Origin of the sequence: Cystobacter fuscus (assembly GCF_044360685.1) — a bacterium.
GTDB lineage: Bacteria > Myxococcota > Myxococcia > Myxococcales > Myxococcaceae > Cystobacter > Cystobacter fuscus_C.
Genome location: NZ_CP043491.1, coordinates 897,847 through 922,580, shown reverse-complemented (window position 1 = coordinate 922,580; position 24,734 = coordinate 897,847). Strand labels below are relative to the sequence as shown.

At 70.2% G+C, this 24,734-nt stretch carries 23 protein-coding genes; 12 read left to right on the top strand and 11 right to left on the bottom strand.

Annotated features, from left to right (window positions below):
• Positions 1-16: 16 nt before the first annotated feature.
• Positions 17-424: a response regulator gene (locus tag F0U63_RS03900; protein ID WP_395843824.1), complete on the bottom strand. Its 408-nt coding sequence runs from the start codon at positions 422-424 to the stop codon at positions 17-19.
• A gap of 200 nt (positions 425-624) precedes the next feature.
• On the bottom strand, positions 625-2,265 hold the full coding sequence (locus tag F0U63_RS03895) for a carboxypeptidase-like regulatory domain-containing protein (protein WP_395843822.1): 1,641 nt from the start codon (positions 2,263-2,265) through the stop codon (positions 625-627).
• Positions 2,266-2,390: 125 nt separating this feature from the next.
• Between F0U63_RS03895 and F0U63_RS03890 the strand changes: the two genes are divergently transcribed.
• Together F0U63_RS03890 and F0U63_RS03885 are read left to right on the top strand one after the other, a co-directional pair.
• A complete protein-coding gene (locus F0U63_RS03890) occupies positions 2,391-2,834 on the top strand; it encodes an HIT family protein (protein ID WP_395848310.1) in 444 nt (147 codons plus the stop codon).
• A gap of 21 nt (positions 2,835-2,855) precedes the next feature.
• A complete protein-coding gene (locus F0U63_RS03885) occupies positions 2,856-5,726 on the top strand; it encodes a TonB-dependent receptor domain-containing protein (RefSeq protein ID WP_395843820.1) in 2,871 nt (956 codons plus the stop codon).
• 6 nt (positions 5,727-5,732) lie between these two features.
• On the opposite strand, the gene F0U63_RS03880 is transcribed toward F0U63_RS03885, so the two are convergent.
• A complete protein-coding gene (locus F0U63_RS03880; RefSeq protein WP_395843818.1) occupies positions 5,733-7,871 on the bottom strand; it encodes a serine/threonine protein kinase in 2,139 nt (712 codons plus the stop codon).
• A 308-nt stretch (positions 7,872-8,179) separates the two neighbouring features.
• Here F0U63_RS03880 and F0U63_RS03875 point away from each other — a divergent pair, with 308 nt between their 5' ends.
• Positions 8,180-8,569: a hypothetical protein gene (locus tag F0U63_RS03875; RefSeq protein ID WP_395843816.1), complete on the top strand. Its 390-nt coding sequence runs from the start codon at positions 8,180-8,182 to the stop codon at positions 8,567-8,569.
• An 18-nt stretch (positions 8,570-8,587) separates the two neighbouring features.
• Here F0U63_RS03875 and F0U63_RS03870 read toward each other — a convergent pair whose 3' ends face one another.
• The gene (locus F0U63_RS03870) at positions 8,588-10,246 is read right to left on the bottom strand and encodes a M14 family zinc carboxypeptidase (protein ID WP_395843814.1); all 1,659 of its coding nucleotides are present in this window, start codon (positions 10,244-10,246) and stop codon (positions 8,588-8,590) included.
• On the bottom strand, positions 10,243-11,667 hold the full coding sequence (locus tag F0U63_RS03865) for a cytochrome P450 (protein ID WP_395843812.1): 1,425 nt from the start codon (positions 11,665-11,667) through the stop codon (positions 10,243-10,245). The genes F0U63_RS03870 and F0U63_RS03865 overlap by 4 nt, the downstream gene beginning before the upstream one ends.
• 73 nt (positions 11,668-11,740) lie before the next feature.
• Between F0U63_RS03865 and nudC the strand changes: the two genes are divergently transcribed.
• The gene (gene nudC / locus F0U63_RS03860) at positions 11,741-12,580 is read left to right on the top strand and encodes an NAD(+) diphosphatase (RefSeq protein WP_395843810.1); all 840 of its coding nucleotides are present in this window, start codon (positions 11,741-11,743) and stop codon (positions 12,578-12,580) included.
• Positions 12,581-12,701: 121 nt separating this feature from the next.
• Complete coding sequence (locus F0U63_RS03855; protein ID WP_395843807.1) at positions 12,702-13,394, top strand: radical SAM protein; 693 nt, start codon at positions 12,702-12,704, stop codon at positions 13,392-13,394.
• A 3-nt stretch (positions 13,395-13,397) separates the two neighbouring features.
• Here F0U63_RS03855 and F0U63_RS03850 read toward each other — a convergent pair whose 3' ends face one another.
• Entirely contained in the window at positions 13,398-13,931 is a 534-nt protein-coding gene (locus F0U63_RS03850; RefSeq protein WP_395843805.1) for a hypothetical protein, read from the bottom strand.
• Positions 13,932-13,944: 13 nt separating this feature from the next.
• Positions 13,945-14,229 (bottom strand): hypothetical protein, encoded by a 285-nt coding sequence (locus F0U63_RS03845; protein ID WP_395843803.1) that lies wholly within the window; start codon positions 14,227-14,229, stop codon positions 13,945-13,947.
• A gap of 71 nt (positions 14,230-14,300) precedes the next feature.
• On the opposite strand from F0U63_RS03845, the gene F0U63_RS03840 reads away from it, so the two are divergent.
• Positions 14,301-14,627, top strand: a complete 327-nt coding sequence (locus tag F0U63_RS03840) for a hypothetical protein (protein ID WP_395843801.1) — start codon at positions 14,301-14,303, stop codon at positions 14,625-14,627.
• A 25-nt stretch (positions 14,628-14,652) separates the two neighbouring features.
• Here F0U63_RS03840 and F0U63_RS03835 read toward each other — a convergent pair whose 3' ends face one another.
• Positions 14,653-15,573, bottom strand: a complete 921-nt coding sequence (locus tag F0U63_RS03835; protein WP_395843799.1) for a LysR family transcriptional regulator — start codon at positions 15,571-15,573, stop codon at positions 14,653-14,655.
• A 134-nt stretch (positions 15,574-15,707) separates the two neighbouring features.
• Here F0U63_RS03835 and F0U63_RS03830 point away from each other — a divergent pair, with 134 nt between their 5' ends.
• Complete coding sequence (locus F0U63_RS03830; RefSeq protein WP_395843797.1) at positions 15,708-17,336, top strand: hypothetical protein; 1,629 nt, start codon at positions 15,708-15,710, stop codon at positions 17,334-17,336.
• Entirely contained in the window at positions 17,333-18,337 is a 1,005-nt protein-coding gene (locus F0U63_RS03825) for an NAD(P)H-dependent flavin oxidoreductase (RefSeq protein ID WP_395843795.1), read from the top strand. Before F0U63_RS03830 ends, F0U63_RS03825 begins: the two co-directional genes overlap by 4 nt.
• Positions 18,338-18,343: 6 nt before the next feature.
• On the opposite strand, the gene F0U63_RS03820 is transcribed toward F0U63_RS03825, so the two are convergent.
• From F0U63_RS03820 to F0U63_RS03810, 3 genes are all read right to left on the bottom strand, one after another.
• On the bottom strand, positions 18,344-19,585 hold the full coding sequence (locus tag F0U63_RS03820; protein WP_395843793.1) for a sensor histidine kinase: 1,242 nt from the start codon (positions 19,583-19,585) through the stop codon (positions 18,344-18,346).
• A 147-nt stretch (positions 19,586-19,732) separates the two neighbouring features.
• Positions 19,733-20,020 carry a GIY-YIG nuclease family protein gene (locus F0U63_RS03815; RefSeq protein ID WP_395843791.1) on the bottom strand — a complete coding sequence of 96 codons (288 nt, stop codon included), beginning with the start codon at positions 20,018-20,020 and terminating at the stop codon, positions 19,733-19,735.
• A 48-nt stretch (positions 20,021-20,068) separates the two neighbouring features.
• Entirely contained in the window at positions 20,069-20,299 is a 231-nt protein-coding gene (locus F0U63_RS03810) for a CBS domain-containing protein (protein ID WP_395843789.1), read from the bottom strand.
• A 183-nt stretch (positions 20,300-20,482) separates the two neighbouring features.
• Between F0U63_RS03810 and F0U63_RS03805 the strand changes: the two genes are divergently transcribed.
• The 4 genes from F0U63_RS03805 (at position 20,483) to F0U63_RS03790 (ending at position 24,675) form a co-directional block, all read left to right on the top strand.
• Entirely contained in the window at positions 20,483-21,499 is a 1,017-nt protein-coding gene (locus tag F0U63_RS03805) for an alpha/beta fold hydrolase (protein WP_395843787.1), read from the top strand.
• A gap of 97 nt (positions 21,500-21,596) precedes the next feature.
• Positions 21,597-22,643 carry a peptidylprolyl isomerase gene (locus tag F0U63_RS03800; RefSeq protein WP_395843785.1) on the top strand — a complete coding sequence of 349 codons (1,047 nt, stop codon included), beginning with the start codon at positions 21,597-21,599 and terminating at the stop codon, positions 22,641-22,643.
• Positions 22,640-23,668: a peptidyl-prolyl cis-trans isomerase gene (locus tag F0U63_RS03795; protein ID WP_395843783.1), complete on the top strand. Its 1,029-nt coding sequence runs from the start codon at positions 22,640-22,642 to the stop codon at positions 23,666-23,668. The genes F0U63_RS03800 and F0U63_RS03795 overlap by 4 nt, the downstream gene beginning before the upstream one ends.
• Positions 23,599-24,675 carry a peptidylprolyl isomerase gene (locus tag F0U63_RS03790; RefSeq protein ID WP_395843781.1) on the top strand — a complete coding sequence of 359 codons (1,077 nt, stop codon included), beginning with the start codon at positions 23,599-23,601 and terminating at the stop codon, positions 24,673-24,675. The genes F0U63_RS03795 and F0U63_RS03790 overlap by 70 nt, the downstream gene beginning before the upstream one ends.
• The last annotated feature ends 59 nt before the right edge of the window (positions 24,676-24,734 follow it).

The window sequence follows — 24,734 nt, the reverse complement described above, 5'->3', positions numbered from 1 at the left end:
GGAAGGGCCGGGTGGATCAGGGCTGGCTGTTGGACTTGCTCGGCTTGAGCATCCGGCGGATGCGGTCCTCCAAGTCTTGGGGCAGGCACGGCTTGGCGACGAACTCGTCCGCGCCCGCCTGGCGCGCCTGCTCGGCGTTGCCGGCCAGCACGTGGCCGCTGAGCGCCATGACGGGGATGTTGCGGGTGCGCTGATCCTGCTTGAGCCGGCGCGTGGCCTCCCAGCCATCCATCACCGGCAGGGACAGGTCCATGAGGATGATGTCGGGGAGAGCGCCCTGGGCCTTCTCCACGGCCTCTACTCCATTCCGGGCCACATCCACCTGGAACCCAACGAATTCCAGGTACTCCGCATACATCTCTCGGGCGTCATCGAAGTCATCGACTACGAGCACCCGCTGGCGGTGCGTGAGGGGTACAGTCATGGCGCGGGGCCCTCGTACAAGGTGGGAACGCCACACCATGCTATGCACGCCCCTGCGGATGCGCTCGTCCCCCCCGGGATTCGCCGAGCCTCCGTCACGCCCCGCCTGTTGGCCCGCGAACACTCCCCGAACGACGAGAGTGACGAACGACCTCCGGGCGGCGGGGGGCTGTCCCGGAGGTCGATACGACAGACGCGCGGCTAACGCGCGGGCGGCGTGATCGCCTTCTCCAGCACGGTGGTGGAGAGCACGGGGGCGCCCCACGCCGTCTCGTAGTACTGGGCGAAGTCCACCTTCTGGAAACTGCTGAAATCCACCCGGAGGCGCGCCGTGGGGGTGTTGGGGTTGATGGGAGGCAGGGTGGTGTCGGCCGGCGTGCCATACGTGAAGTAGAAGCGTGGGGTGGCCACGAAGCTCGCCGTGTCGATGGGAATCTTCACGGCCTCACCGGCGAAGCAAGTGCCCGGGGTGGTGGAGTTCGGGCCGGGGTAGGGCGCCGGCAGGGGCTTGTAGACCTTGTCCATCCCGCTCAACAGGAAGGCGTCGAGCTGGGCGGCGGTGGTGGTCACGACCTGGTTGAAGGTGAGGATGACGCACTCCCCCGGATCCAGGACGCCCACCGTGCCGGTGGTGCCGTCCTTGAAGGTGACGGACTCGAGCTGGAGCGGGCGCGGGGTCTTCACGTCGCCGCTGACGAAGTAGCCCTTCCACGTCTGCACGGCGCCGGAGTAGGCCGAGGTGGCGCGCAGGATGAGGTTGTACTCCTGGCCCTCGAGGGTGTTGGTCACCGAGGGGGTGAGCATGTACGCGTCGCCCGTATCGTTGGACTTCACGGTGAGCTCGATGGCGGTCTGCCCCTGCTCGCCGGTGAGGACGGCGACGAGGGAGTCACGCGCCACGGGCTGGCTGAAGCCCAGGTAGATGGGCTCGCCGGGCCGCAGCAGGTTGCGCAGGGGCTTCTTCGCCTCCGCGGACGACAGCTGGAGGCTGGGCACGTTGGTGGCCAGCAGGGTGAAGGTGTTGGCGCCGCCGTTGTTCTTCGCCGGGTTCAGGGTGATGAGCTGCGAGCCCGACTTGAGCAGCACCGAGGCGTCGATGGGAGCGGCGTAGCCACCCGAGTCGATGATGCCATCACCGTTCACGTCGACCGGATCCACCCAGAGGCGGTAGTACGCCGTGGAGGTGTTGCCCGAAGGAGGGGTCCCGATGCGGGTGAGCTCCGAGGGCGAGGGCATGTTGTTGAATTTGACGACGCCCATCTGGTCCGCCACGGCGGGAGCCGCGGTGACCGTGCTGGTGGCCTGGACGGTGGTGCCCGCGGCGGCGATCAATCCGGCGGGATAGGCCTCGAGGAACGCCTGGGCGCCCACCGCGGGCTGGCCCTTGTCCGTGAGCAGCGTGAAGCTCACCTCGCTCTGGGTCTTGGCGAGCATGACGAGGCCGAGGCTCGCGTTGCCGTCGTTGATGGGGATGTTGCCCGCGGAGGAGGGCACGATGGCGCTGGCGCGCAGGGTGGCGTAGCCCTGCTTGGAAATGGTCGCCAGGACGGTGGAGCCGGCCGGCACGTTCTTGATCATGAAGTTGCCCAGACCGTCGGTCTGGACGCCGTACTTGCCCTCCGTGGTGTCGCTGCCGATGGTCAGCCGGACCGAGGCGTCCGCGAGCGGCTGCATCGCGGTATCGAGCACCTGCCCGGAGACGGTGCCCTTCGGGTTGGCCGGAGCCACCACGGACACGGAGTCCGGATCGCGGATGCCATCGGCGATGCCGTCGCCATTCTCGTCCTTGGGTCCGCACGCCAACACGAGGAGCGGCAACACGACTGCCCAATGCTTCTTCATCTGTCCACCTTGGAATGCAATGCTTGGAGTTCGCCCGCGCGTGGCGGTAACGAGACAGTCTCCGACCGGGCCTATTGACGTCAAGCGGACGGCGGCGGATGGGCGCCCTGATAGGCTCGGGCGCCATGAACGACGTGGACGTGAACGACCCCTGCCGAGGCTGTGCCCTCGTGAGCGGCAGCCTCCGCCCCGTGGGAGGGGTGCTTGCCCGCTCGGCCGGGCTGGTGCTGCATGGTCTGGCCGGGCCGAGCCCCCTGCCCGGCTGGGTGGTGCTCACCAGCGTGCGCCATGCGCGCGCCCTGTATGATCTGGACGAGGAGGCGGCGCGGGAGCTGGGCCCCTTCGCCGCGCGGGTGATGCGCGCGCAGCGCGAGGTGCTCGGCGCCGAGCACGCCTATGCGTTCGCCATCGGGGACGTGCTGCGCCACTTCCACCTGCACCTGGTGCCGCGCTATCGGGACACGCCCGCACGGCTGTGGGGGCGGGGAGCCTTCGACGCCGCCCTCGGCGACTTCCGCCCGGACGCGGAGCTGGAAGCGGCGGCACGGGCCCTCGCCGCCACCCTGTGATGTGAGAGGATGGAGCCGCCCATGCGCGTGTTCCGACTCGGCCTCCTGCTGTCGCTGCTGTTCGGGTCACCGTGCGCGTGGGCCGGCAACACCGCGGACGAGGCGGACGTGGCGTTCGAGCTGGGCAACGAGGCCTATGCCCGGCGTGAATACGTCCAGGCGTTGCGCTCCTACTTCGCCAGCTACCGCCTGGTGCCCAACCGCAACGTCCTCTTCAACATCGCCCGGTGCTACGAGGCCCTGGGCCGCTACAACGAGGCCTACCGCTACTACCACGACCTGGCCCTGGAGGATCTCCCGGAGGTGGACGCCACCAAGGTGAACCACTCGCTCACGCGGCTGCGCCCCAAGGTGGCCCTGGTGCGTGTCACCACCGAGCCGCCCGGCGCCGAGGTGCTCGTGGATCGGGAGGATCTGGGCAGCCGGGGCCTGTCACCTCAGACACTCGCGCTGCCCCCCGGCGCCCACACGGTGGTGGTGCACAAGGAGGGCTACCGCCGCGCCGAGGCGACCATCCAGCTCACGCGGGGCCAGGCGGTGGTCCAGGCCTTCACGCTGGAGCTCATCACCGGCACGGTGCGGCTCACGGGCACCCCCGGGGGCGCGGAGGTGCGCGCGTCGCCGGAGGGCCCCGTGCTCGCACAGGTGCCCGGGGACTTGCGCTTCACCCCGGGGCCGCACGTGCTCCACGTGAGCGCACCCGGCCATGTCCCGGCCCAGTTGCTCGTGGACGTACCCGCAGATAACGAGGTGACCCTGGGCGTGGCGCTCGCCCCGCGCGAGGAGCCCACCGGACGCCTCATCATCACCGCCAACCGCGACAACGCCTCGGTACGCGTGGACGGCCGCCCCGCGGGCTTCACCCCCACCGTGCTCACCCTCCCCCACGGCGATCACTCCCTGGAGGTGGAGAGCCCCAACCTCAGCGCCCTGCGCCAGAGCGTCCACGTGGTGGCCAACCAGGAGACGCGCATCCACGCCGAGCTGCGCTACCTGCCGCCCTCCGTGCGCGCCGCGTCCAAGAACCTGGTGTCCGTGGACGAGGCACCCGCCTCCACCACCGTCATCACCCAGGAGGAGCTGCGCGCCTTCGGCTACACCACGCTCGCCGAGGCGCTCGCGGCCGTGCGCGGCATCTTCGTCTCGGATGACCGGACCTACACCTACCTGGGGGTACGGGGCTTTTCTCCCCCGGGTGACTTCAACACCCGCGTCCTCATCCTCTGGGACGGCCACCCGCTCAACGACATGGTGGCGGGCCAGGGCTACGTGGCGAGGGACCTGGCGGTGGACCTGGAAGAGGTGGAGCGCATCGAGGTGGTGCGTGGCCCGGGCAGCGCCCTGTACGGCACGGGCGCCTTCTTCGCCGTCATCAACGTGGTGCCGCGCGACACGCTGGGAGGGGATCAGCACGTGGAGGTCACCGCCGGGGCGGGGGCACTGGGCACCACCCGGCTGCGCGCCACCACGGCGTGGGAGTCCGGGTCCGGCTCGGTCCTGCTGTCAGGAGCCTGGGTGGGGATGCGGGGCGCGGAGGTGACGCGGCTGGGCGGGGACTTGCCAGCGGTGGTGGGCCTGGATGGAGAGCGCGCCGCCACCGCCTCGCTCCGGGCGCGCCTGGGCGGCCTCAGCTTCCACGCCCAGTTGCACGGACGCACCAAGGAGAGCCCCGCGGGGCCCTTCGGCACGGAGCTCGGGGTTCCGGGCACCAGGGTCCAGGACGTCCGCGGCTTCGCCGAGGTGCGCTACGACAAACAGCTCGGCGAGCGGATGAGCCTGTCGCTGCGCGGTGCCTACGACGCCAGCCGCTACCAGGGCTACTGGATATACTCGAGGCCCACGCTGGCCGGGGAGCGGCTCGACACCGACGCGGCGCGCGCCGACTGGCTGTCCGCCGAGACCCGGCTGCGCCTGCGCTTCTGTGACACCCACCACTTCACGCTGGGCCTGGAGGGCCAGGCTCAGCTGCGCGTGGAGCAGGAAGTCGACCCGCTGGGCGAAAACCTCGTGCTGAGTGATCCCCGCGGCAGCTTCTCCGCCTATGTCCTGGACGAGTGGCGGTTGCACCCCCGGCTGAGCCTCAGCGCGGGCCTGCGCCTGGACCGCTACTTCAACAATCTGAAGACGCTGCCCTTCACGCCGCGCCTGGCCCTCATCGGACGCCCCTACGCGCGGGGCCTCACCAAGCTGGTGATGGGCAGTGCCTTCCGGGCCCCCACTCCTTTCGAGCTCGACTACCAGGACAACGGCAGGACCCAGATCGCCGCGGGCACGCTCGAGCCGGAGACCATCACCACCCTGGAGCTCGAACACGCCCACAACCTCACGGACGAACTGCGCCTCACCGTGGCGGGCTACGCCAACAACATCCGCCACCTCGTGGCGCTCAGCGAGCAGCCGGGGCCCCCCCAGTGCACGGGCGGGCCCCTCGGCTCCATGCCATGCATCGTCTTCGTCAACCGCCCTGGGGAGACACGCGCCTTTGGCGCCGAGGCGGGCCTGCGCTGGCAGCCGGGACGCTTCATGCTCGTGGACCTGAACTATTCCTTCGTCACCCTGGTCAATGCCGCCGAGAAGGAGGCCCAAGCCACGCCGACGCACCTGGCGTCGGGACGACTGCTGATGCCCCTGGCCGATGGCAACCTGCGCCTGTCCACCCAGGCCACCTACCAGAGCGCCCGTGGACGGCGGAGCGACGACGGCACCGAGTATGGCAAGGCCCTGCTCCTCGACGTGGGTCTGTCCGGAGAGCTGCCCTACCTGCGCTACTTCGCCGGGGTGCGCAACCTGCTGGATACCCAGTACGCCCTGGCGCTCGGAGAGGAGCGCGCCGCGGGGCCCGTGCCCCAATACGGGCGCACCTTCACGCTCCAGCTCTCCGGCTCCTTCTGACACGCACTACCGGAAGGGAAACTCCCGCTGGCCCTCGGCGCAGAACAGGCCCAGGCGATTGCTGTTCACGAAGGGCACCTCGCGCCCGCCCTTCTCGAACGCGTTCAGGAGGATCTCCCGTGAGCCCCCGGGCGCCATGCCCCCGAGCTTGAACATGTCCCGGCCCTGGATCACGAGGATGCAGCCACTCCAGGTGATGGTGTCCGTGTTGGTGAGTTCGATCTTCTTCCCGAACGGGCCCGTGCGCTGCGCGATGCGTCCCTCCAATTGCCGGGGCGCCGTCGGCCTGGTGGGCGTCGCTGGCTCGGTCTTGGTGCTCGAGGTACGCGGGGGCTCCTCGGGGGTCTGCTTCGGCTCGGGAAGCACGACGAAGAGCGCGGACTTCGCCGCGCCGCGTGCGCGCTCATCGAGGCTTAGCGCCGCGCGCCGGGGGAACACCTCGCGGACGGTGGCCTCACCGAGCACCTTCGCCTTGCCATCCCGCGTGGGCGCCTCCACGACCTGAAGGACCATGCCGGAGGTGAGTCCCGAGTTGCGCCCCTGGGGAACGAAATAGGAGGACCCCACGGGCCGGATCGCCGCGACATTCTCCGCGGAGATGAACCGGGCCGCCGCGGGTGTCACCGCGGAGGGTTTCGTGACGGCCGCTTTCGGCTTGGGCACGGTGGGAGCGGTGGGCTCCTGGACTGGAGTCTCGCCAAAGGGGGGAGGCGGCTCGAACGAACCGGGCGGAGGTCCGCGAGGTCCCGGGGGTCCGTGAGGCGCACCGGGCTCACCCATGAACGGAGGTGGATTCGGTGGGAAGGGAAACCGGCCATCCGGGCTCGCCCGGGGCGGTGGCCGCCGGTTCGACATCACGACGGCGGTGATGCCCGCCGAGGCTCCGACCAGGCCGAGCGCCGCGAGGGAGAGCGCCACCAGCCACCCCTTGCGGCTGGGACCCTGGAGCTGGAACGCCTCGGGAGAGGCCCCCACGGTGGGCACCTGGGTGCTGCTCGGCCGCATCAGGGTGTCCGCGTAGCCCTGCGCGGGAGGCAGGGTCATTGGCATGAGGGTCTGAGAGGCGACCCCGTCCGCGGGCGGTGCGAATTGAACCCCCGTGTGCATGGGCAACACGACGGCCGGAGGCAGGGGGGTGCGGCGGGTGCTCGAGGCGGTGGCGAGCCGGCTGATGATCTCCCGCTGCGAGGCGAAGGCCTCGGGACAGATCTCCCGCACGAAGTTGCCCACCTCCTCGGCGCCCACGGAGGAGCCGGTGCGCAGGAAGTGCTCGTTGAGGGCGCGGGCGAAGTCGTCCGCGCGGGCATGGCGCTCCTCGGGCAGAGGGGCCAGGGCGCGGCGGACCACGGCGTCGAGCGCGGGGTCCACGTCCGCGCGCAGCTCGCTCAACGAGGGCACCACGGGCTGGGTCATGGCGGCCATCATCTCGCCCACGGTGCCAGGGGCGATGAGCGGCCGTCCCGCGAGCAGCTCCCACACCACCACGCCGCACGAGTAGAGATCGGTGCGGTGATCCACCGACTCGGCGCGGACCTGTTCGGGAGACATGTAGCCGAGCTTGCCCATGACGGTGGAGGGCAGCGTGTACTTGCTGCGCGCGGCGCTCTTGGCGAGGCCAAAGTCGATGACCTTCACCTCGCCCTCGTACGAGACCATTACATTGTGGGGAGACACGTCCCGGTGGACGATCCCCAGCGGCGCCCCGTCCGGGCCCATCTTGCGGTGGGCGTAGCCGAGCCCCTCGGCGATGCGCTGACCGAGGTAGAGCGCCACCGGGACGGGGATGGACCTGCCCTGGGCACGTGCCTGCTCCTGCAGGTAGGCCAGATCCACGCCGGCCACGTACTCGAGCGCCATGTAGTAGGTGCCCTCGGCCTCGCCCATGTCGTAGACCTGCGCGATGGACGAGTGCGCCAGGTGCACCAACACCTTGGCCTCATGGTGGAAGCGATCGAGGAACTGCCGGTCCTTGAGCAGGGCGGGCAGGACGGTCTTGACGATACAGGGCTTCTCGAAGCCCGCCGCGCCGGAAATCTTGGCCAGGTAGACCTCCCCCATGCCGCCCTGCCCGAGCAGCTGGACGAGCTCATAACGTCCGAGGGCACGAGGGGCGGGCGCGGAGAGATTCGAGAGGGAAGAATCCATGGCGAGGTGCGCCATTGTAGCCCGGGAGCCGCGAGGCGGGGGCGGGGCCCCCCACCCGTCGGAGATCAGGCGGGCGGGCTTGCGGGAGGAGGGGTCTCCTGGAGTAGGGTCTCCTCCATCCGCGGGTTGTCCGCAGGAGGTGGGGCGGTCAATCCGTCCACGGGGCCGGACTGTACTGAACTTTTGTACAGCCCCCCCCCCCCCCCCCCCCCCTCCCAAATACCCGTTTTTACTGGGTTTCGTCCAGGATGAGCCTTCCGTTGTCGCACCGAGCCGAGGGGCACTGGCCCCAGGGACGCCCGTCGCCCATGACGAAATACAACGTGAACTTCGATGTGGACTCCGTGCTGCGCACCGTGGAGGCGCTGAGCAGGAATCAGCCCGAGGGAACGCTGGAGGAAGAGTCGCTCCGGGTGTGTGCGGCCGCGCTGCTCTTCGTGCGCGATGACCAGCACAAGCTCGGCGAATTCCGGGAGTACTTCCGCAGGCTCACCACGCCGGCCGTCGAGGGCGTCAAGGTGGACCACGTCTTCGCCACGCGCGAGGCGGCGGAGACCTGGCTGCAGGAGGGGGACGCCCGTGCGGGCCAGCGGGTGCGCGTCGCTGGCCAGGGCTTCACCGTCATCGACCTCGGCGTCCGGGGGCTGAAACTCGTGCGGATGCCGCTGCCCGAGGCGGTACCGCCCCACAAGCCGTGAGGCGCCCCACCTGTCGAGTCACTCGGCCTTCCGGGGTACCGGCCCCCCGCTCACCACGCGGTGTACGGGGTACAGCTCACCCACGGTGATGTCCTTGTCGAGGAACTGCCAGCGGCAGAAACCGTCGTCGGAGTGGGGCTCGAGCAGGTACACGGCCAGCGTCCCGGCGCGCTGGGCGGTGGGGACGAGCAGCGTGCCCTGGGGGAACTCGCGCGAGGAGCGCTCGGGCGACACGGTGAGCACGGTCTCGAAGCGCACGGGCTTGGGCTTCTGGCTGAGCGGCACCTCGGCCTCACCGGGCGGCGGCACGTTGGCGGCCACGTCGGGGCTGAACGTCTCCTCGCGCCGCGCTACCCGGTAGCTGTCGACGGTGAAGCGCTGGGCGGCCGCGAGGCGCTCGAAGCGGATGCCATGCCCCTCCAGCCGCGAGGCGAGCGACTCGGGCACGAGGTACGCGGACGGCGTGCTCACCGCCTGGGTGGGCACGAAGGTGCGGTAGTGCGGCATGCGCCAGGTGCGCGGGCGCTTGCCCGGGTAGCGCCGCGCGGTGATGCTCGCCTCGTCGAAGGAGAGGATTTCCGCCTCGTCGCCGGGCTTCGCGTGGGCGGGGTACTCGAAGACCAGCGCGCCCTTCTCGTCGCGCGTGGCCACGCCGTAGTTGATGCCCACGAGCGCCGTGACGTCCGGGGACTCGCCGCGCGCGAGGATGCGCTCGCCCTCCGCCTCGGTGATGGCGAGGTAGGACCTGGCGTTCTTCGCCGCGTCCCGGAACAGCTCGATCAACCATGCCCGCATCACCGCGCAGCGGCGCGGGAAGTCGATGTAGCTGTAGGTCTCCAGCAGCACGTCGATGCGCCCGAGCAGGCCCCGGTAATGGCTGCCAAAGCGCGGGAGCGCGGGATAGGTGTGCCAGCCCGAGCGCGGGTTGCCCTCCTCCTTGAAATTGCCATACCAGAAGCTCTGGAAGTCATGGCGCTTGGACACCGCCGCGGCCACGCGATCGAGCATCACGCGGTTGAAAGCGCGCAGCTCGGAAAAGAGCGGCTCGTTCGAGTGAGACGTGTCATACGTCAGGTCGAAGGCGTGGATGCTGCCGTCGGTGGTGTGGCAGTCGATGAAGACGTGCGGCCACCACTCCTGATGGAGCTTCGCCAGGCAGCGCGTCTCGGGGGCCTCCTGCTTCATGTTGTCGCGGTTGAGGTTCCACCCCTCGCCCGTGTAGCGCATGCCCACGCCGCCCGGAGGGTTCACCTGCCCCTCGAGGTTGGCCAGGTCGAGCTTGCGGTTGTTCGGGCTGATGCGGTCGTTGCCATCGGGGTTGAAGTTGGGCACCAACACCAGACACAGCTTGTCGAGCAGCTTCTGGCCAAGCTTGGTCAGGGTGAGGTCACGCGCGAGCGCGAGCACGGACTCCTTGCCCTCGACCTCGCCCGCGTGGATGTTGGCCTCGACCATCACGATGACCTTCTTCTGCTTGCGCGCGAGCGCGGGGGTGAAGCAGTTGCGGTCACTGACCACGAGCGCGACCAGGGGCTGCCCCTCGCCGCTCTGTCCGAAGTCCACGCGCCGCGCGAGCTTCGTGCGCGCGCAGAGTGCGTCGACGAAGGCGAGCACGTCGGCGTGCCGGGAGGTTTCCTGATACTTCGTGGCTTCGGCGCGGGTGAGTAAATCTTTCATGGACGGGCATCCGAGCGCTCCGGCCCGGCACCGTCAAGCACTTCCCCCGGGACAGGCCCTGGTTCGCGCCGCCAGGCGATGACTCGCAAACCAAACCGGGGCCGCAAGGTCACCAGCGCCTGGGGAACGACGGGGTGTTCCGGTACGAGCTGGAAGCGGTAGCGCCGCGCGAGCATCGCCAGACAGAGCTGCCCCTCCAGCAGGGCGAGCCCACTGCCGATGCACATGCGCTGTCCGGCCCCGAAGGGCAGCCAGGCGAAGCGCGGACGCGTCCCCGAGCGCTCGGGCAGGAAGCGGTCCGGGTCGAAGGCATCCGGACGCTCCCAGAAGGCGGGGTGGCGGTGGATGACATACGGCAACATGACGACGATGGAGCCCCGGGGCAGCGTGTAGCCCCCGAGCACGTCGTCGGCGAGCGCCACCCGGCTGATGAGCCAGGCGGGGGGATAGAGCCGCATGGACTCATCGAAGACGCGCGCCGTGTAGCGCAGGCGGGGCAGGTCCTGGAACGTGGGTGTCCGCTCGCCCAGCACGCACGTCACCTCCTCGACGAGCCGCCTGGCCGCCTCGGGGTGCTGGTGCAGCAGGAGGAAGGTCCACGCGAGCGCGTTGGCGGTGGTCTCGTGCCCCGCGAGCACGAGCGTCATCACCTCGTCACGCAACTGCCGGTCGCTCATGCCCTCGCCGGTGTCCGCGTCGCGCGCCGCCATGAGCATGGAGAGGAGATCCCCGCCCGCGTCCGTGCCCCGGTGACGCCCGTCGATGATGCCGTAGACGATGCGATCCAACACGCGGATGGCCGAGCGCAACCGCAGGTGGCCCGGCAGGGGCAGGAGCCCGGGCAGCGGCAGCGCGGACAGGACGCGGTGGTTGAGCTCCTCCAGCACGGTGGTGACCGCGCGCGCCATGTCGTTCGCGGCGCCGCTCAAGTCCGTGCTGAAGAGCACCTGGCCGGTGATGGACAGCACCAGCCGCATCAACTCCGCGCACAGGTCGAAGGGCTCACCCCGGGCGGCGAGCGCGTCCCAGCGCGGCAGCGACTCCTCGACGAGCCGGGTGATGAGCGCGGCGATGCCCTCCATGCGCTCGCGGTGGAAGGCGGGCTGGGCGAGCCGCCGCTGGCGCTTCCAGAAGTCCCCTTCGCTCAAGAGCAGCCCCTCGCCCAGCACGGGCCGCAGCCGCTGCATCAGCGCGGTCTTCTGGTAGTTCTGCGCGTTGTCCACGAGGACACGTTTCACGTCGTCCGGGTGGCTGAGCTGGTACATGAGCAGGGGGCCCATGGGGTAGCGCACCACGTCCCCGTAGCGCTCGCGGCCCCGCTGGAAGAGCGTGAGCGGGTCGGATCTGCGCTCGGGAAGATTGCCGAGGAGCCAGTGCCCCTTGGGGCCGGGAGGAACGCGGGCGGTGGCGGCGTCTGTCATGGAAGGAGTGTTTCCAAGGTGGGTGCTCGGGGGTGCCCTGCGCAAGCGTAGCGGGTCCGCTAAGGTGTCGCGCGTGAGCCCTCCCCGATTCGTTCCTGGATTCGACGCCCCCGACCGTCCGCGTGACTCCGCCCTGCTCTTCGCCGCCCGTGGTTTCGACCTGCTCGTCACCGAGGGCGAGGGCGAGGGCAACGCGCTCCTGCCCACCGTGGGCCGGGTGTCCTCCCTCGCCACCCAGACCCTCTTCCTCGGCACGCTCGATGGCGTGGACTGCTACGTCACCGCCCTGCCCAAGGACACCGAGGCCCCCGCCGGCATGAAGTTCATCCCCGGACGCGCCCTCTACTCGCGCGTGGACGAGGACACCTTCGGTGTCGTCGGCCGCTCGCTGGCGATCGCCGAGTGGGATCTGCTGCACCGCTTCTGCGGACGCTGCGCGCAGCCCACGGTGCACACGCCGGGCGAGCGAGCACGCCGCTGCTCCGCGTGCCGCACGCCCTTCTATCCGCGCATCTCCCCCGCGGTCATCGTGCTCATCAGCCGGGGGGACGAGATGCTGCTCGCGCGCAACGCGAGCTTCCCCGATGCCTTCTTCAGCACCCTGGCCGGCTTCGTGGACGTGGGCGAGTCGCTGGAGGAGACGGTGGCGCGCGAGGTGCGCGAGGAGGTGGGGTTGGAGCTGAAGAACCTGCGCTACTTCGGCAGCCAGCCCTGGCCCTTTGGCCGCTCGCTCATGGTGGGCTTCACCGCCGAGTACGCCAGCGGGGAGATCCGCGTGGATGGCCAGGAGATCGCCGAGGCCGGCTGGTTCGGCGTGGACCGGCTGCCCCGCATCCCTCCGCCCCTGAGCATCGCGCGGCGGCTCATCGACTCCCACATCGCCCAGGTGAAGGGCCGCGCCCCCTCGCCCTGAGCCTCCTGCCTCCGGGCGCCCGCCGCGCCGCCTGGGGGGCGGGCCTGGCGCGTGGGCCAGCTCCGCGCTTGCATCGCCCGCGTGGGTGGGGTTGAAGCAATTCTCTCCTGGATTCTCGCCCATGCCCCTCGCGCGCCCCCACATCGAGCCCCGTCGTGTTCCCACCGCTGACTCGCTGGTGGTCAAGGAGATCTACCTCTCGGTGCAGGGCGAGTCCTCGCATGCGGGACTGCTGTGCTCCTTCGTGCGGCTCACCGGCTGTCACCTGCGCTGCTCCTACTGTGACAGCGAGTTCTCCTTCCATGGCGGCCAGCGCCGCAAGATCTCCGAGGTGGTGGACGAGGTGAAGGCGCTCGGCTCGCCGCGCGTGGAGGTGACGGGTGGCGAGCCCCTGTTGCAGCCCGGGGTGTATCCGCTGATGGAGCAGTTGCTCGGCGCGGGCCTCACCGTGCTCCTGGAGACCAGTGGCGCCATCGACGTGCGGCTCGTGCCCCCCGCGGTGCACAAGATCGTGGACATGAAGACGCCCTCCTCCGGCGAGAGCGATCGCAATGACTACCGCAACCTCGAGTCGATGAACGCCAACGACGAGCTCAAGTTCGTCATCGGCAGCCGCGAGGACTACGAGTGGAGCAAGCGGCTCATCGCCGAGCACCGCCTGCTGGACAAGCCCTACGAACTGCTCTTCTCCACCGTGCACGGGAAGCTCTCCACGAAGGACCTGGCCGAGTGGGTCATCGCGGACAGACTGCCGGTGCGCTTCCAGCTTCAGATGCACAAGTACATCTGGGATCCGAACGAGCGCGGGGTGTGAGCCTCAGGGCCCGCCCGGGGCGAGCAGGCCCAGGACGAGCCGCAGCACGAGGAAGCCCTGGAGCAGGACGAAGCCGAGGTTGAGCCACGCGAGCGCGCGGGTCCACCGCGCCAGCGAGCCCGCCGGAGTGGAGCGCGCGCCGGACCCCAGGCGGCGCAGTTCACGCGACGCCAACACCCCGCCCACCCCGGCCGCCAGCACGTTGAGCACGGGCAGGCGGCGCAACAGGGGCAGCACGATGAGGGCCCGCTCGGGGTCCACCTTCACGTGCAGGGGCAAGAGCAGGGCAAACGGCGAGGACATCATCGCGGCCACGCACAGGCCGAACGCCAGCTTGAGCGGGAGCGAGGCCGAGCCGTGGGCCCGGAGCAGCGGGAGGCAGGACGCGCAGCAGGCCACCTCGCCGAGCAACTCGGTGCACTCGCCGCACAGGAAGGTGCCGCAGCGCACGCAGGTGGTGACCGCCGGACGCTGGTGCGGCGGACAGCGGGGAGCGCTCGAGGCGAGCGGCTCGGCGGGGGGGACCACGGGCGCCACGTCGCGGGGCGGCTCAGAAGGGCGCGGGCGGAGGCGGACGCACCATCACCTGTTCCAGGGCATGGGCGCCGAGCCCCAGGAAGACGGCGGTGAGCAGGGTGCTGCCGAAGAAGCCCGCGAGGATGAGGTTCTTGCGCGAGTGCTCGAACTGACTGAAGGCATACACGGGCAGGTAGAACGGCACCAGGAGCACCATCATCCCCGTGCCCAGGCTGCGGCGGAACGCATGGACGAGCAGGAAGAGGGCACACACGAACGTGATGACCCCGAACAGGGCGGCGAGCGGAAGGAGCGGCACGGGTTTCCAAATAACACGCGCGCCGCCCCGTGCTAAAGGACGCTTCCCCGTCTCCTGACCGAGGTTCCTGGATGATCGCCGCCCTCAAGACACTGCTCACCTTCATCCTGGCGGGAGCCTTCGGGGGACTGGCCACCGCGTCGTGGCTGGGCCCCAAGTGGCTCGAGTGGGACAACACCACCCGCATCCAGGCGACCCAGACGATGTGCAACCTGCCCGAGGTCATCCGCAGCGTCACCGCGCAGCTCCTCGGCTACCAGCTCACCGGCACCGGCGTGGGCGCGGGCGCCGGGCTCCTGCTGGGCATCGTCTTCCTGGTGATGCGCTCGAAGAAGCAGAAGGCGCCCCAGGTGCCGCCCGCCGTGCCGCCCACCGCGCCCCCCTCCGCCACGGCCTGAGCGCGCCTCCGGCCCCTCCCCGAACTCACCGCCCGTTTCGCATCCAGGCATCCCAGGGAAGGGGCTCGGCGATGCGCTCGACGAGGAAGTCGACGAGGGTGCGCACCTTGGGCGACAGGTAGCGTCGGCTCGGATAGACGGCGTAGAGGGTGAGGGGTGTCACCGGGTGGTCCGGCAACAGCCGCACGAGGCGGCCTTGCCGCAGGTCCTCGCCCACCAGGAAGCTGGGCTCCAGGATGATGCCCCGTCCCGCCACCGCCGCCGCGCGCAGGGAGTCCCCGTTGTTGGTGGCGAGCCGGCCCTGGACGGACACCCGGACGGGCCCCGAGGGACCCTCGAACTCCCAGACGCCGGGCAGCGCGTCGTACGTGTAGCACAGGCACTCGTGGTGACGGAGCTCCTCCGGCGTGCGGGGCACCCCATGGCGCTCGAGGTAGGCGGGCGCCGCGCAGGCCACCAGGCGCGCCTGGGCCAGCGGCCGGGCCACCAGCGTCGTCTTCAGTTCATGGGTGATGCGCAGGGCCAGGTCATAGCCCTCCTCGACCAGGTCCACCATGCGGTCGGACAGCGACAGCTCCAGCTTCACCTCCGGGTAGCGCTCCATGTAGTCCAGGAACAGCGGCGTGAGGTGCTGCACGCCAAAGGACACCGGCGCCGCCACCCGCAGCAGGCCCTGCGGCCGCCCCGCCGCCGAGGAGATGGTCAGCTCCGCCTCGTCCAGGTCGTTGAGGATCTGCGCGCAGCGCTCGTAGTAGCTCCGCCCGCTGTCGGTGAGGTACAGCCTGCGCGTCGTGCGATGCAGCAGCCTCACGCCCAGCCGCGCCTCCAGCTCGGCCACCTGCCGCGACGCCGCCGTGGCCGAGATGCCCAGCCGCTCCGCCGCCCGCGAAAAGCCTTCCAGCTCCACCACCTTCGCGAACACCCTCATCGCTTGAAAGACATCCATCCGCTCATTATCCCGCTTCTCGGGATAATGATTTTACCAGAACCCCATTTTTCACCTCCTCGGGGAGTTGTATCGATTCAGCGAGCCGCCGTTGTTCGCTGTGGCCCAGCCCCCACCCCCGCGAGGAGTCGATCATGCAAGAAGCCCTGGGACACCTGGACGCCCTGTCGCGCGAACTGGAGGGGCACGCCCTCTACCGTTGGATTGGCGACTCGCACCTGAGGGACACGCGGCGGCACTACGACTGCTTCATTCCCCTGCTCGGCTTCGTGATGTCCTTTCCCTTCTACAACGAGCGTTATCTCGCATTCCGCAAGAATGAGAAGGAGTCCGAGCAGGACGCGAAGCTCAAGGACACCATCAACGGCCACGTCCTGGAGGACCGGACGCACGCGCGGCTCTTCCTGGCGGACTTCCGCCGGCTGGAGTTGGACGAGCTGTGGGGGACCCGGCGCGCCAGCTCGCTGATGTGGGCGTTGTGGCTGTCGCCCATGCTCGACCCGGGACGCGCCGTGGAGAGCCAGCGCATCCAGGAGGTCGTCGGTGACGAGGCGGCGGTGCCCGCCTACCGCTACCTGCACGTGGAGCAGCTCGAGAAGGATGGTCACCTGCTCTTCTCCGCCACGACGAGCCAGGCCCTGCAGGTGAGGCAGCAGACGGGCATCACCCCGGTCTACTTCGGCATGCACCACCTGGAGCGGGAGTCGGGGCACGTGGGCAGCTCGGAGTCCGAGCCGGTGACGTTCTCGCCCGAGCAGAGCGAGCGGGCCCTGAGGCTGGTGGAGCGCAAGCATGCGCTCTCGGTGGAGATGAACGACTTCATGCACCGCTTCGTCCAGACGGCGGAGCGGGCCGGTGGGCCGGGGCCGCTGCTGAAGCACGAGCGCGATGAGCGCATGCGGCTCGTTCGCGAGCAACTGGACGCGTACCAGGCCGGCCGGCTTCCGGCGCCGGCGTGGAACCCCCGGCCCGACAGGTTCACCGAGCAGGGTGACCTCATCGCCGCCTGGCACCGCCACCACGCCGACTTCGTGGGCCACCCCATCTCCACGATGATGCGCGAGGCGCAGGGCAAGGAGGCGCTCTTCATACTGCGCTGCGCGGCGCTGCTGTTCGCCCCGCGCATCAACGCGCTGCATACCTTCTACCTCCAGGACTGCCGGGTGCAGGAGCCCGCCACGGGGCCCGGCACCTCCACGGTGGACTTCCTGCGCCGCACGTTCTCCACCGAGGCCGAGCTGTTCCTGCACGACTGGAAGGTGCTGGACATGGATGCCCGCATCCCCTGGACGCCCGCGGAGCTGCTCGAGTGGTGGTTCTTCGACAAGGTGTATGGCCGGCCGGAGATGGAGGCCCTGCACGAGTTCCGGCGCGAGACGCTGCGCGCGCCCAACGATCCCCTGCTCAAGTACTGGGCCATCATGTCCGTGCACTTCATGTCGCGCGCCTTCTTCGGCAACCTGCGCGCGCTCACGGAGCGCTTCGCGGCGGACCACCCGGAGAGCCCTCCCCTCATCTACCTCGAGGGCACGCACCACCTGCTCTACGGACAGCAGGCGCCCGACTGGCGGGAGCCCACCTGCCCCACCTCGCTCGCGCACCTGCCGGCGACCTACGCGCAGCGGCGCGCGGTGCTGCGGATGATGGACACGTTCGCCAGGTATGGCCGCCAGCAGTTCGACAACCTGGCGCGCGCCCTGAGCACGGATCGCGAGCACTTCTCCTTCCTGCTCGACGAGGCGGAGGAGAGGATCTCGCTATGAAGACCCGGCTCACCCAACAATACGGACTGGACGTCCCCATCATCAGCGCCGGCATGGCCTTCCTGGCGGGGCCCGCCCTCGCCGCCGCGGTGAGCAACGCGGGCGGACTGGGCACGCTGGGTGGGGCGATGCTGCCGCCGCCCGCCCTGGGCGCCATGATCCGGGCCACCCGGGAGCTGACCGCGCGCCCCTTCGGCGTGGACCTGATCGGCGACTTCGTGGAGGACGCCCACATCGAGGTGCTGGCCGAGGAGCGGGTGGCGGTGGTGGTGTTCTTCTGGACCCTGCCCCGGCGCGCGCACGTGGAGCGGCTGCGCGGCGCGGGCACGCGGGTGTGGCTCCAGGTGGGCTCGGTGGCGGAGGCGCGCGAGGCGGCGGCCCTGGGAGCCGACGCCATCATCGCGCAGGGGGCGGAGGCGGGCGGACACAACCGCGCGGAGGCGAGCACCTTCGCGCTGCTGCCGGCGGTGCGCGCGGCGGTGGCGCCGCTGCCGGTGATCGCCGCCGGTGGAATCGTGGATGGCCGCGGGCTGGTGGCGGCACTGGCGCTCGGGGCGGAGGCGGTGTGGTGTGGCACCCGCTTCCTGGCCAGCGAGGAGGCCCAGGCCCACGACGAGTACAAGCGCCGGGTGCTGGCCGCGGGCGTGGGCGACACGGTGCGCACCACGCTCTTCGGCCCCGAGTGGCCCGGTCAGGCCATGCGCGTGCTGCGCAACCGCGCGGCGCGCGAGTGGGCCGGCCGGGAAGCCGAGGCCCTGGCACTGCCGGCGTCCGAGCCCATCGGCCACACGCTGCTGGGCGGCCAGCGCGTGCCCCTGCCCCGCTTCTCCGCGCTCCTGCCCACGGTGCACACCGAGGGCGACTTCGAGGAGATGGGCCTGACGGTGGGGGAGGCGTGCGGCAACGTGCACGAGCTGCGCCCGGCCGCCGAGCTCGTCTCGAGCATGGCGGCGGAGGCCCGCGAGGTGCTCGCCACGCTCGGCCAGACCGTGGGCGGCTGAGTCCACTCAGGCCGCGGGCAGCTCCACGATGAAGCGCGCGCCGCCCTCGGAGCGGTTCTCCGCGCGCAGCGTGCCGCCAAAGGACTCCACGTACTGCCGCGACAGCGCGAGCCCCAGCCCCGTGCCCTTGCCCGGCGCCTTCGTGGTGAAGAAGCTCGTGAACAGCCGCGAGAGGTGCTCGGTCTGGATGCCGGGCCCGTTGTCCTCCACCAGCACCCGCACCCGCTCCTCGTCCACCTGCACCCGCAGCGCCACCCGCCCGTCGGGCACCTTCGCCTCCTCGATGGCGTCCGCCGCGTTGAGCAACAGGTTGAGCAACACCTGCCCCAGCCGGCGCGGCTCGGCCCGCGCCCACGGCGTCTCCGGCACCTCCACCGCCAGGCGCACCAGGGTCTTGAGCCGCACCGACGCCAGCCGCACGCTCGTATCGATGACCGGCCCCAGGTCGCACGGGCTCACGGGCGTGGGCTCCTCCGAGCGCGACAGCGCCGTGAGATCCTTCACGATCTGATGGATGCGCTCCACGCCGTGCATCGTCTCCTGGAGCGCGGCGGCGTATTCGGAGTCGCTCGCGCCCTCCGTGGGCCGGGCCTCCTCCTGGAGGAAGCGCAGGTTGGCCTGGATGTAGGCCAGGGGGTTGCGCACCTCGTGGGCCACACCCGCCGCCAACTGTCCCAGCTGCGCCATCTGCTCGGCGCGCAACGCCCGCTCATTGGACTCGTCGAGCGCCCGCCGCGCCAGCTTCTGCTCCGCCGCGGCCTTCGCCCGCTCGAGCAACAACCGCTGATAGAAGAAGGTGAGCTGGATGCCCATCGACTCCACGATCAGCATCGGCATCCACGACAGGAAGCGCTCCTGGGGCGCGCCTCCCGCCCACAGCATCGCGCCCGCCACCAGCAGCATCAGCAGGGTGCTTGCCGCCCCATGCCACAGACCCCTGCCCATCAGCAGGGTGACCGCGGGCATCAGACACAGCCAGTGGAAGATGGGGCTGTTCAAGCCCCCCAGCCGGTAGATGATCAGGCCGAAGAACACGTTGGGCAGGATCACCCCGGAGAGGATCCGCAGCATCGAGCGCCACACCGGGCCCACCCGGGGCAGCAGCCTGCCCGACAGCACCGTCAGCCCCGCCCACACGAAGCGCAGCGCCAGCGTGTCCCAGGTCGGCCGGAGCACCGACAACATGTCGGCGCTCCAGAACAGCATCCACGTCAGGGACGCCGCGTAGAGCAGGCGCTGCTCGTCCACGAGCCGCGCATCCTGAACACGTGTCGCGGGCTGCTGCACACCCGGAGTAGACCCTTCGTACGCCGCTCGCATGTGCATCCCATGACGCCCAAGTTTCCCGGGAGAGGAACGCGTCGGGACGCAAAGTCACATGACCCGGGGTCAGGTCTAATTGGACCCGGAGTCATTTGATGCTTGGTGAACAAGGCGCAACTTCGCGGCGCGCGACAGGCGCTTGAGCGCCGCTTCCCGGCGCAGGGCGGCGCCCCGATCCACCGCGGGCTCGCTCCACACGAGCGTCACCGGCAGGCGCGCCCGGGTGTAGGCGGCGCCCCGGCCCCGGTTGTGGGTGGCCAGACGGCGCTCCAGGTGGTTGGTCGCCCCCGTGTAGAGCGTCCCATCCCGACAGCACACCATGTAGACGACCCAGGCTCCGGACACGGCGCCGGTCAGCATAGCGCACGCGCCTTCCCACCTGACCGCCCACTTTTCCCACCCCATGGCTCACCGGGGCACCAGCCGGGGTCCCAGCGGGCGCGGGGCCTCGCACGCCGCCATCACCAACGACACGGGCAGGAGCGGATCCACCTCCCACGCCGACATCACATGCTCCCGGCTGAGCAGCCCCACCATCCGTCCCGCGTCTCCCAGCACGGGCAGCAACCGGACACGGTAGCGCTCCATCACTCCCAAGGCCCTCAAGAGGGTATCCGTGGGCACCAGAGCGACCTTCATCGTGGACAACTTTTCCGCAAAGCTCGGCTTTTGCCGCATCTACCTGCCTCCCGGTTTGAATGGGTAGGACACCCTGCAACCCGCTTGCCGATTGGGGGGAGTGTGTAATTTTCCACGGAGCCCACCCTGGAAGGGCGTTAGAGTTCCCAGGTGACGAACCGAAACGGACCCAGGCTGACGAGGATGGCCGACCTGTTCTCGCGTGCGGTGAATCGCGAGGGCGAAGGGTTGCTCACGCTGCCCTTCAAGCCGGACGAGCTGTACCGGGTGCCCACGGACGACGGGGCGGCGGTGGCTCTGGGGCGCTACCACGCGCGGGGCGAGCGCCGCTTCGCCGAGCCCGTCATCCTCTGCCACGGACTGGGCGTCAACCGCTTCCACATGGACTTCGACGAGCGCTACAGCCTGGCGCGCTACCTGGCCCGGGCCGGCTTCGAGACGTGGGTGATGGAGCTGCGCGGCCGGGGGCTGGCGGGCCCCTGCGGGGAGTTCTCCTTCGATGATCTGGCCGAGCACGACGTGCGCTGCGCGGTGCGAACCGTGCTGTCCACCGGGGCCAAGGAAGTTCTCTGGGTGGGACATTCCAAGGGTGGGCTGACGCTCTACGGCCATCTGGCGCGAAACCCGCAAGTGCCCGTGCGCGCCGCGGTGGCGATCGGCAGTCCCTTCACCTTCGCGGTGCAGCCGGGTCTCAAGCAATTCATCCAGCGCATCGAGCCGCTCCTGCGGCTCAAGTCCATTCCCGTGCGCCGCATCACCGGCATCGCCCTGTTCGGCGCGCCCCCGGGGCCGCTCACCCGGTACATGATGCTGGCGGACAACATGGACCCGGACGTGGTGCGCCGGTGCCTGGCCAACATGCCCTCGGACATCTCCGGAGGAGTGGTGCGCCAGTTCGCCCAGTGGATCTCCACCGACTCCTTCTGCATGGCGGACGGCACCTGCTACCGCAAGCCCCTGGCCGGGGCGAAGCTGCCGGTGATGCTGCTGGCCGGAAGCAAGGATCTGCTCGCCCCGCCGCTCGCCGTGGCACGCGCCCAGGAGTACCTGGGTGGTCCGGTGAAGCTGGTGGTGGCCGGGCGGGGGCATGGCTTCGCCGAGGACTACGGGCACGCGGACCTGGTGCTCGGACGCCGGGCCCCGGACGAAATCTTCCCGCTGGTGGAAGCGTTCCTGTCGACACACGCGACCCGGGTCTGAAGGGCGGGAAGAGGCCGGAACTGGACCGTGACAGGGCCGGAAGGGCCGCCCCGTTGTCCCCTCCTCCCGGGCGTGCTACCCACCCGGAACCCCTTCCATGTCCCCCGCCCTCCGCCTCTCCACCCTCGCCGTGCTGGCCCTCGCCGTGCTGGCCTTCGTCGGCTGCGAGCGGAGTCCCGCCCCAGGCCAGGCCCGGGTGGACCTGCGCCATACCCGCGCGCCCGGAGGCACGTCCGTCGTCGCCTGGAGCGGCGACCGGGTGACGGCCGAGGAGCTGCGCCAGCGTCTGGAGGAGATGAGCCCCGCGCAGCGCGAGCGCTACCAGACCCTGGAGCGCAAGCGCGAGTACGTCGAGGGCCTCGCGCGCTACGAGCTGCTCGTCCAGGAGGCGCTCGCGCGCGGGTTGCAGGATGACCCCGAGGTGGTGGCGGCCACCAAGCGGGCGCTCGTGTCCCGGCTCATGCGCGCGCGGCTCGACGACGCCCTGCCGCCCGTGTCCGAGGCCCAGCTCGCCGACGCCTACGCCCGCCACCGTGAGGACTACGTGCGCCCGGAGCAGGTGCGGCTCTCCCACCTCTTCCTCGCGGCGCCCCGCGCGGACGCGGCCCGGGTGGCCCACGCGCGCGAGACGGCCGGGAAGCTGCTCGCCGAGGCCCGCGCGCTGCCCCCCACGGACTTCGCCGCCTTCGGACGGCTCGCGCGCGCGCGCAGCGAGGAGCCACGCACCCAACCCCTGGATGGGGACCTGCGCTACCGCTCGTTCGAGGAGCTCGCGCGGGACTTCGGGCCCGAGGTGGCCGAGGCCGCGCGCCTGCTCGTGCCCACCGGCCCGGGGACGCTCAGCGGCGTGGTGCAGACGGACACCGGACTGCACGTGCTCCAGCTCACCGGCCACCAGCCCGCGTTGAACCAGACGCTCGAGGACGTGCGCACCGCCCTGTCCGGCCGGCTCGCCCAGGAACAGCGCGCCCACGCCTGGACGCAGTGGATCTCCGAGCTCGAGCACCGCGCGGCCCTCACGGTGGACGCCGCCGCGCTCGCGCGGGTGCATGTGGACCTGAACGCCCCCGTGCGGCCCGCGAGCGGCCCCGCTCCCGGTAGCCTTCCCGCCCCCTTTCCGTCCGTCCAGGTGACGCCGCCATGACTCTCCCGAGCCGTCTCCCCTTCCGCCCGGCCCTCCTCCGCGCTCCCCGTGTGCTCGCCACCACCCTGGCGCTCGCCGTGGGGCTCGCCGGCTGCACCCAGAAGGACAAAGAGGAGCCGGACGCGCTCGCGGTGGCCACCGTCAATGGCGAGGTCATCTCCCGCGCCGACTTCGAGCGCGAGCTGGAGCGGGAGTTCATCGCCACGAGCTCCGAGTCCGGCCAGCAGCCCTCGCCCGAGGAGGTGGAGCCCTACAAGCGCGCGCTGCTCGACACGCTCATCGCCCGCACGGTGCTCCTGCAGGAGGCGCGCGCCCACAACATCACCGTGACGCCCGACGAGGTGGACCGGGGCGTGCTGCGCTTGTCGAGCGACTACCCCGCGGGCAACTTCAACGACGTGCTCGCCGAGGGCCAGCTGTCCATGGCGGAGCTCAAGAAGAACGAGGCCGCGCGCCTCACCATCGAGAAGCTCTTCACCAACGAGGTGTACACCCGCGTGGCGGTGACGGAGGAGGAGCTGCGCGACACCTACGCCCAGCACGAGGCGGAGTACTCCTCGCCCGAGCAGGTGCGCGCCGCGCAGATCGTCGTGAAGACCATGGAGGAGGCGCGGCGGCTGCAAGTGCAGCTCAAGGCGGGCAAGAAGTTCGCGGACCTGGCGCGCAAGTACTCGCTGAGCGCGGACGCGAAGGTGGGCGGGGACCTGGGCTTCTTCCCCCGCGGGCAGATGCCCCCCGCGTTCGACGAGGTCGTGTTCTCGCTCGCGCCGGGCCAGGTGTCGGACGTGGTGGAGACGGAGTACGGCTACCACCTGTTCCGCGTGCTGGAGAAGAAGCCGGGGCGCAAGCTGGAGTTCGTCGAGGTGCGCGCCCAGGTGGAGGCGAAGCTCCTCGCGCAGCGGCGCGCGGAGGCGCAGACGAAGTACGAACAGGAATTGCGGAGCAAGGCCCAGGTGTGGGTGAACGAGCCCACGCTGCAGGCCATTCGCGGCCGTCCCGTCACCCAGACGACGACCAGGCCCTGAGCGAAGGCTCCCCACGAGAGAGGCACGGAGGACAGGCGATGAAGAAGTGGCTTGGAACGATGGTGGCGGTGCTGCTGCTCAATGGCGCGGCGGCGCGCGCGGAGCTGGTGGATCGCGTGGCGGCGGTGGTCAATCGCGACATCATCACCCAGTCCGAGGTGGAGAAGCGCGCGGCGCCGGAGCTGGCGCGGCTGGCGGGCGAGCGCGACGCGCAGAAGCGCGCCGAGGCCCGCTCGGTGGTGATGAAGAAGGCCCTGGACTCCCTCATCGGCGAGAAGCTGATGGAGGAGCAGATCAAGGAGCTGGGCCTGGGCGTGACGGACGCGGAGCTGGAAGCGGCGGTGGCGGACGTGAAGCGGCAGAACAACGTCACCGACGACGCCCAGTTCAACCAGCTGCTCTCCGGCGAGGGCTTCAACGTCGCGACGTACAAGGAGTTTTTGCGCAAGCAGATGTCGCGCATGAAGCTCGTGCAGATGAAGGTCAGCTCCAAGGTGAAGGTGTCCGAGGAGGACCTCAAGGCGGCCTACACCCAGTACACGAAGATGGAGTCGGGTGACGCCGAGGTGCACGCGCGGCACATCCTCGTGCAGGTGGACGCCAAGGCGACGCCCGCGCAGGTGGAGGCGGCGCGCGTCAAGGCGGTGGCTCTGGCCGAGCAGGCGCGCAAGCCGGGCGTGGACTTCGCGCAACTGGCGCGCGAGAAGAGCGAGGGCCCGAGCGCGTCCGACGGCGGCGACCTGGGCTTCTTCCGGCGCGGGGTGATGGTGCCCGCCTTCGAGCGCGTGGCCTTCACGCTCGGAGAGGGCGAGGTGAGCGAGCCGGTGCGCACCCAGTTCGGCTGGCACGTGCTCAAGGTCGAGGAGAAGCGCGCCGTGGACGTGCCCGCCTTCGAGACGGTGAAGCAGGAGCTGGAGACGCGGCTCAAGATGCAGAAGACGGAGAAGTACGTGGAGCAGTACGTGCAGGAGCTGCGGCAGAAGGCGTCCGTGGAGACGAAGATCTGAGCGCCCGGGCCGAGAGTCCCGAGGGAGCGCGTCCCGTCGTCGGCATCTCGCTCGGGGAC

What these genes read in the sequence shown, in the direction of transcription:
- F0U63_RS03900 (WP_395843824.1), bottom strand. Translation starts at nt 424, where the DNA reads ATGACTGTACCCCTCACGCACCGCCAGCGGGTGCTCGTAGTCGATGAC.
- F0U63_RS03895 (WP_395843822.1), bottom strand. Translation starts at nt 2,265, where the DNA reads ATGAAGAAGCATTGGGCAGTCGTGTTGCCGCTCCTCGTGTTGGCGTGC.
- F0U63_RS03890 (WP_395848310.1), top strand. Translation starts at nt 2,391, where the DNA reads ATGAACGACGTGGACGTGAACGACCCCTGCCGAGGCTGTGCCCTCGTG.
- F0U63_RS03885 (WP_395843820.1), top strand. Translation starts at nt 2,856, where the DNA reads ATGCGCGTGTTCCGACTCGGCCTCCTGCTGTCGCTGCTGTTCGGGTCA.
- F0U63_RS03880 (WP_395843818.1), bottom strand. Translation starts at nt 7,871, where the DNA reads ATGGATTCTTCCCTCTCGAATCTCTCCGCGCCCGCCCCTCGTGCCCTC.
- F0U63_RS03875 (WP_395843816.1), top strand. Translation starts at nt 8,180, where the DNA reads ATGACGAAATACAACGTGAACTTCGATGTGGACTCCGTGCTGCGCACC.
- F0U63_RS03870 (WP_395843814.1), bottom strand. Translation starts at nt 10,246, where the DNA reads ATGAAAGATTTACTCACCCGCGCCGAAGCCACGAAGTATCAGGAAACC.
- F0U63_RS03865 (WP_395843812.1), bottom strand. Translation starts at nt 11,667, where the DNA reads ATGACAGACGCCGCCACCGCCCGCGTTCCTCCCGGCCCCAAGGGGCAC.
- F0U63_RS03855 (WP_395843807.1), top strand. Translation starts at nt 12,702, where the DNA reads ATGCCCCTCGCGCGCCCCCACATCGAGCCCCGTCGTGTTCCCACCGCT.
- F0U63_RS03840 (WP_395843801.1), top strand. Translation starts at nt 14,301, where the DNA reads ATGATCGCCGCCCTCAAGACACTGCTCACCTTCATCCTGGCGGGAGCC.
- F0U63_RS03835 (WP_395843799.1), bottom strand. Translation starts at nt 15,573, where the DNA reads ATGGATGTCTTTCAAGCGATGAGGGTGTTCGCGAAGGTGGTGGAGCTG.
- F0U63_RS03830 (WP_395843797.1), top strand. Translation starts at nt 15,708, where the DNA reads ATGCAAGAAGCCCTGGGACACCTGGACGCCCTGTCGCGCGAACTGGAG.
- F0U63_RS03825 (WP_395843795.1), top strand. Translation starts at nt 17,333, where the DNA reads ATGAAGACCCGGCTCACCCAACAATACGGACTGGACGTCCCCATCATC.
- F0U63_RS03815 (WP_395843791.1), bottom strand. Translation starts at nt 20,020, where the DNA reads ATGCTGACCGGCGCCGTGTCCGGAGCCTGGGTCGTCTACATGGTGTGC.
- F0U63_RS03810 (WP_395843789.1), bottom strand. Translation starts at nt 20,299, where the DNA reads ATGAAGGTCGCTCTGGTGCCCACGGATACCCTCTTGAGGGCCTTGGGA.
- F0U63_RS03805 (WP_395843787.1), top strand. Translation starts at nt 20,483, where the DNA reads ATGGCCGACCTGTTCTCGCGTGCGGTGAATCGCGAGGGCGAAGGGTTG.
- F0U63_RS03800 (WP_395843785.1), top strand. Translation starts at nt 21,597, where the DNA reads ATGTCCCCCGCCCTCCGCCTCTCCACCCTCGCCGTGCTGGCCCTCGCC.
- F0U63_RS03795 (WP_395843783.1), top strand. Translation starts at nt 22,640, where the DNA reads ATGACTCTCCCGAGCCGTCTCCCCTTCCGCCCGGCCCTCCTCCGCGCT.